We start from the raw sequence: 6,711 nt of genomic DNA, 5'->3' as shown, positions 1-6,711 counted from the left end.
GGGTCATACAATAAAGCTGCTGGGATTGTTTTGCAATATACATTTTGGCAGTTTTTGACCCCTCTTTTTTAAGGTCTTGTGAGAAATCCGGGTATTAGACTGCTGGGCGCTTCAAGTCTTCACTTTGCGTGTTGAAGGCTATTTTCTCAGCTATGTGGCATTAGGGAATGGTCAGTATCGTCCCAACTTGAAGCTGATTAGGGTCGGGGCCAATCACGGCTTTATTAGCATCGTAGATTTTTCTCCACGATTGTTCACTACCATCTCCATAAAATTTTTGGGCGATCGCAGAGAGAAAATCACCTGGTTGTACAGTATAGGTTTGACTACCAGGATGATTACCTGCTCCATTATCTAAAACTGCCGTGACGGACTTTACACCTAAATTAATAGCTTCGCTGTTGGTATCAACAAAAATATCAATCTTGTTACCTATAATTGCTGTACCCGTATCTAGCGCTGCGGCTTCAATCTGGTTTCCATCCCAAAGTATCAAAGTAAAGTTTGTTTTTAGGGCAATAACATTTGGATCTACAGCACACTGTAGAAGCCCTTTACCACTAAGTGCTTCACTTAATGTAGATGCAAAAATGCCAGTTGCAGGTGCGTGTCCAAGTGTTTCTTCTCTGCTGTAAAATGTAGCTTGTAGATTCAATTGAGTAGACATAATTTTCTCCTAAGTTAACTTTGTACAATGGCTCAATCGGTGTTCTAGCACGAGAGGTTCTCGCCTGAGATAACACCCAACACGTCAGCAAACTTTTGGTATTCTATTTTATGTTGAGCCTGCAAAATCTGCTCCTACTTCCCAGATTCGATACCACCATTAATGATGTTGATGGTCATTTTTATAACCCTTTGTTAGTAGGAGTTTTAGAAATTGCATGACAGTTTATATTACGCTTGCTACTTTTTCCTCTTTAAGTAAGCAGACAGAATTAATTACAATACTGATTCCTTGCTAGGGAAATATTTCAGCCTAAAATTGGTGTATTTAATTCTGTCCAACTACTAAAACTTACACAGGAATATTAAGTGTTTGACCAAGTTGTAAGCTTGTAGGGGAAACACCAGGATTAGCATCTTGAATTTTTCTTGCCAGTCTATCGCTGCCATCACCATAATAGGCTCGTGCAAGCTCAGAAAATGTATCCCCCTCTCCTACGCGATGTGTGCAGGCAGGAGTACCTTGTTTTGTAGACATATTTTTTCCTTGTTTTTGATTGCTAAGTTGTCTTGAACAGAAAGTAGCAATTTACTTGCATCTTTCTGTTTTTTGGGAAAGGCAAGGTTTAGCTTGTTTAAAACTTTCGCTCTTTCTTAATATCAATCCTATTCTTTCCTAATTAGTTTGATAATTAAATAATTTTAGGTATTTATAAAAGCAATAATTAATTATTTTTAGATATAAAATTTTATTTGTGTTTATATATGGTGTCAATACTGCTCGGTTTTTGGATTTTTCGATAGTGTTTTACACCTGTAGAGACGCGAAATTTCGCGTCTCTACACAAGGTTTTTGGTCTTATCCGAGCAGTATTGATATATGGTGTAGTTTTTTTAACATGATAAATAGAGGAATGTAAAAACCTTTATGAAAAAGCAGCAGTGAGTAACGGCTGAAACAATTACTCACTGCTACAATAATTTACATTTTAGTAAATCTACTTTTTTTAGCGATTGATAATTGAGGCAATTGTACGATTTTATTTAGGTTTGTGTGGAGTTATAAGTTCCTTGACAACGCTGTGATTCTCTCCAAGCACGGGGAGTAATTTTATAGTAATCACGAAACTGACAGTAAAAATGGTTAATATTTTGATAGCCTACTTTTAAAGCAATCTCATCAACGGAGTAATTAGTTTCTAAAAGCAAAGTGCTTGCTTGGGTTATCCGACGCTGAATAATCCAATTATTGACTGTTTTACCGGTAAGTCTTCGCACTAAGTCGGTTAAGTAAGCTGAAGAATAACCAACTGCTTGAGCTACTTCTTTCAAACTAATACTTTGATGATAATTTAATTCAATGAACTCAAATATCTTACGCAGCCGAGGAATAGATGGAAATATGGACTCTTGAGTATTTGATTTTTTACTTTCGGTGATAGTAGAGAATTTTTCATTTTTTAGATGAACATTAATAAGACCATTTTCTGTGATGCTCACCTCAAAGCCTGCTGTATATAAACATTTAATTAAGAGGCTTTTGGTTTTATTTTCAGCATCGTTTACTAAAATATCTGTCATTTTATCTCCTAATATTTAATAGATTTATTAATTTATATAATTTCATTACTTCAAATCTATTCTCTTTCAATTTTTAGGGTTAAAAAAAGCTTATTAATTGATAAGTCAAATAATCCCTTTGAACTCTGAATTTATAGGTGTACTTGACAAGCAACAAATAACTGAGGAGCGGTGTGAATTTAAGATAGTCATAAGGATTTGGGAAAAATCAGGTTTTTGGATGGTGGCGAGTGGTGAACCAATAGCCAAGATTAATTCTCCAGAATAGCGATCGCAATCTGGGACAAATGCTATAACCCAATACGCTTGGGTTGAACGGTTTAACATTCGTGTTACCCGATAAACCCGGAAAAATGTTGGGTTTCGTTTCTCAACCCACCTACGCAGTTTAAGGTTTTTGGTTCTAACCCAAGCGTATTGCGCTATAATCCTTATTCTTCCATTCCGTCTTTTTTCTTTAGAAAATCAGCGAACTAGAAGTATTAAATGTTTTTTACATTTCAAAATCTGACTTATTTCGACCAGGTAGAGCATCAGGAGTATAGATTGGTGCTTGAGCGTTCACACGTCCGACGATCACAGTCCCTACGCCACATAGAATTAGTATTGCTTGCCCAGCATCGTCAACGGTGATTTCATGAGCCTTGATATCCTTCACAGCAAGTGGAACTAAAGATGCTACTCCTGCTAAGACGGCTCCCCAAAATGTTCTACTAGCAAATATACTTTTTGCTTCTGGTTTATCAGAGTCAATTGGTTGATTTGAAGTGCTCATAATCGATTATTTCAGGTGCTAAAGGATGAGTTGATGAGTCTCCGATTTGTGTGATATAATTATTGGTTTGCTTTATTCAAATTATCATGTTTGAGCCAAGCAACTTGCGCGAAAATAGATAAACAGTTAGTAATAACTACCGGGTATCTTATTTCTCTGCAAGTCCCTATTTACTTTTTCTTTCTATCTTTAATATTAAATAGATTTTATTCAAGATAAAATCCATAAATCTCATATTAATTTCATTAATATAAGTTTGCAACCTCATAGAAAACATATCTTAAAATTAATGATAATCATTATTATAAGTGAGCAACTAGTACCGCAACGCCAAATTAAAAATTCAAAATGACAACAGCATAAGGTTTCCAGAAATTTGAAATGTTTTTTTATTTACGCCGTGCTGTATTAGCTCCGACGAGAATTGAGGTAGAATCAAATTGATATAAGGAAAAATTTTCTATATCTTTAAGATTTATATCAGGGTTATGCCAAAAAACGGTATTTTGATTATGGGCAGGTCAATTTGTAAGCACGAGATAAGCTTTGATCCGCTATGAACCTTGATTCTCTGATTGAGATAGTAAACCGCAAGTTGATAGAGAGCCAGAATCGCCCTCTCAATTCTACAGAAGTTCTGATTTTTCGGGGCATCTGGGAGTATCAGACCTATGGCAAAATTGCTGAAGAGGGTGGCTATAGTGCTGGATACTTAACTAATGTAGTTGCCCCAGAGTTGTGTAAACGGCTCTCTAATTTGACCGGCCAGCGCGTGACTAAAAAAAACTGTCGTATATTGTTGGAATCTTATGCTGTTGCCCAACCAGTATCGGTAATACAGGCTCAAAGGCATCAGTTCAAAAGAATCTCCTCAGAAACTAGTCAAGAGTATTCACAGTCTTCACTTCCCTATCCTAGTGGTGCGGTTCCGCCTGATTCTCCCATTTATGTTGAACGTTCTTCCATTGAGGAGCAGGTTTATAGAGAAATTAGAAAGCCAGGGGCATTGGTGCGAATTAAAGCTCCCAAAGAAATGGGTAAAACCTCACTACTGCTAAGAGTTCTCGACTATGCAAAGTATGAGGGCTACCGTACCGTTAGCTTAAATCTGGAACAAACCGACCAAGTAATATTGAGCGATCTGAATCGTTTTTTGCGCTGGTTGTGTGCCAACGTTACTAGTCAGCTTCAGTTAGAGCCGAAATTAGATAAATATTGGGATGAGGATATTGGTAGCAAAGTTAGCTGTAGTTTGTATATCAGAAATTATTTACTAGAGCAAATAGATTCTCCTTTGGTTTTGGCATTGGATGAGGTAAACCAGATTTTTGAGTATCCCCAAGTCGCTAAAGATTTTTTACCCCTGCTGCGTTCTTGGTATGAAGATGCTAAAAGATTACCTATTTGGCAAAAGCTGCGCCTAATCATAGTTCACTCAACTGAAATTTATGTTCCTCTGCAACTTCAGCAGTCTCCTTTCAATGTAGGCTTACCAATTAAATTAACTAGCTTCAGTTTAGAACAGGTGCAACAGTTAGCCCAGCAATATGGAATTAACTGGACTGATGGGGATGAAGCTAAGCAACTTATGGATATAGTTGGGGGACATCCGGCATTAGTGAACATAGCACTCTACTATCTCAATCGTGGTGAGGTAACTCTCCCACAATTACTAGAAAGTGCTTCTACTTCCACTGGGGTTTATTTTCACCACTTACAACGTCATTGGATAACCTTACAAGAGCAGACTGAATTAGCGATCGCTCTTGCTACTGTCATCAATTCCACTGAACCAATACCATTGGAACCTATTATTGCTTACAAGTTAAGCAGTATGGGGCTGATCAAATTAGATAATAACCAAGCCACACCTAGTTGTCAGTTATATAGACAGTATTTTCAGTCAAAGCTTCTGACTAAATAAAAACAAATATTGGCTAAAAACTGCGGTTAAAGATAATCACTGCTAGATTTGAGTATTTTTTACATAACAAGTATTCTGAAAATGAAGATATATTTTCCTCATATAAAAACTCATATATCTCATATAAAACACTTGTAAAACTCATAAGAATTATAATTATTAAAAAACGTGTATTTTTGGAGATTTTATGTTGCAAACAAATACTAAAAAGATATTATTAATTGTAGTTAAGTAAGTGGGCGCAATCATCACTGGCTCGTAGTTGCGCTTTAGCGCTAAAGCGCAACTACGAGCCAAATACAGAGATTTTACTTTTTGTTACATAGTTTGGTTTTATCTTGCCTACCTACTTAAGCCAATTTAGATTAGCTTTGATAAGCGGCGATCGTTGTTGAGGCTGTTATAAATATCGCTTGGGGGTGAGGGAAAAGATTTAAGCACTCATTGAGATGCTCCCTATACAGGTGACTTTTTCTAGCCTATATTCAGTCACAAATGAATTGTAAATATCTCTCTAATTCTTTCTGCGCCTCTGCATGAGCAATTTACAAAATGAGTGTTTATAAATCATTTATGATTGCTATATATGTTATAAAGCTAAAGCTATAAATCAAAAATCGGTAAATAATAAGTACTTTTTCAACGTAGATAATTATTTCTCAAGTGTACTCTTTCTTCGTTTTCAGGATTGTATAAACTATGAGTGTACCAAACGCTTACAACATTCTTATTCCTCAAAAAAGGCTATCCCAACTAATTGCTCAGTCATGGTTAGATAACAAGCAAATTCCTTTAGCAGATAAAACTTTTTTGAGCGACCAAAAAATTCTATCTAAAGACGAGGCTGAAGTTTTTCGTGTATTTTTAGTAGAAACAAATCAAGTTGAAATAGACGAAATAGATAAGAAAATTTTGATGCCAAATTATCGGCCAGAACCGGAAGTATTGGCAGACCCAGATATAAGAGATTGGCTTTATAATTGGGTTACGAGTAACCCAACACACTCTCCTTGGATAGCGCCGCCACCGCCAAAGTCAGAGGTGAGTACACAGCCAGGAAAACCAATAATTTTCTCCGCACCTAATGAAGAGGAGTTGCTAAATGAAAATACCAGCGAAATCAAAACTTTACAAGTTCCCTTACTACCAACTGTAAAAGTTTTCCAGGGTGCTGATAGCAGCATAATAAAACATGAAAGAGAAGAAGTAGAGTATAAAGAAGAAGTAGTAGAAATAGAACCCTTTAATACTCTCATTCCCAATAAAAGGCTTTCACAGCTTATTGCCAAATCTTGGCTAGAAAATAAGGAAATTAATATCGATAAAGAGTTTCTCCTTAACAATGGAATTATCTCTGAATTTGAGGCTAAATTTCATATTGATATCCATGTTGAGCGAGATTTACCGCCACGTGAATATAAAGGAGGGATAACACCGCAACCAGATGGTTACAAGATAAACGTACCATATCCTCAACGACCTAGTAGTGAGAATTTACCAGAAAATGTTTTAAGAGAGTGGGTAGAAAATGACTCAACTTCTGCTCCTTGGACACCTACAAATGAATGGATTCCTTACACTTGCTGATGCTAAATATAGGAATTAATGTTAATTTTTGAACTTACTTGCGTAGATAAGAAGTGGGGAAGAAGCTTTGTCATCTGCACTAGATTTTTTCAAACATTAAATAGGATTTCTATACTTAATTGCAAGTGATAGTAATAGGGAGGGAATAATATTCTTTTATTCCCTTATTAATCAAATA

Annotated in this window: 7 protein-coding genes; 2 read left to right on the top strand and 5 right to left on the bottom strand. The window is 36.1% G+C overall.

Annotation, left to right across the window (positions count from 1 at the left end):
* Nucleotides 1–160: 160 nt before the first annotated feature.
* The 5 genes from V7K32_RS25480 to V7K32_RS25460 form a co-directional block, all read right to left on the bottom strand.
* Nucleotides 161–667 carry a 3D domain-containing protein gene (locus V7K32_RS25480; protein ID WP_334997190.1) on the bottom strand — a complete coding sequence of 169 codons (507 nt, stop codon included), beginning with the start codon at nt 665–667 and terminating at the stop codon, nt 161–163.
* A 351-nt stretch (nt 668–1,018) separates the two neighbouring features.
* Nucleotides 1,019–1,204, bottom strand: coding sequence for a LysM peptidoglycan-binding domain-containing protein (locus tag V7K32_RS25475; protein ID WP_334997188.1), 186 nt, complete (start codon nt 1,202–1,204; stop codon nt 1,019–1,021).
* Between the two features lie 506 nt (nt 1,205–1,710).
* Nucleotides 1,711–2,247: a helix-turn-helix domain-containing protein gene (locus tag V7K32_RS25470; RefSeq protein ID WP_334997186.1), complete on the bottom strand. Its 537-nt coding sequence runs from the start codon at nt 2,245–2,247 to the stop codon at nt 1,711–1,713.
* A 105-nt stretch (nt 2,248–2,352) separates the two neighbouring features.
* Nucleotides 2,353–2,574 carry a hypothetical protein gene (locus V7K32_RS25465; protein WP_334997184.1) on the bottom strand — a complete coding sequence of 74 codons (222 nt, stop codon included), beginning with the start codon at nt 2,572–2,574 and terminating at the stop codon, nt 2,353–2,355.
* 166 nt (nt 2,575–2,740) lie between these two features.
* Entirely contained in the window at nt 2,741–3,022 is a 282-nt protein-coding gene (locus V7K32_RS25460) for a hypothetical protein (protein ID WP_334997182.1), read from the bottom strand.
* Between the two features lie 556 nt (nt 3,023–3,578).
* Between V7K32_RS25460 and V7K32_RS25455 the strand changes: the two genes are divergently transcribed.
* Nucleotides 3,579–4,946, top strand: a complete 1,368-nt coding sequence (locus V7K32_RS25455) for an AAA-like domain-containing protein (protein WP_334997180.1) — start codon at nt 3,579–3,581, stop codon at nt 4,944–4,946.
* Nucleotides 4,947–5,645: 699 nt separating this feature from the next.
* On the top strand, nt 5,646–6,533 hold the full coding sequence (locus V7K32_RS25450; RefSeq protein WP_334997178.1) for a hypothetical protein: 888 nt from the start codon (nt 5,646–5,648) through the stop codon (nt 6,531–6,533).
* The last annotated feature ends 178 nt before the right edge of the window (nt 6,534–6,711 follow it).

It is taken from the genome of Nostoc sp., assembly GCF_036917635.1.
Classification (GTDB): Bacteria; Cyanobacteriota; Cyanobacteriia; order Cyanobacteriales; family Nostocaceae; genus Nostoc.
This window is presented reverse-complemented; position numbering and strand designations above follow the sequence as displayed.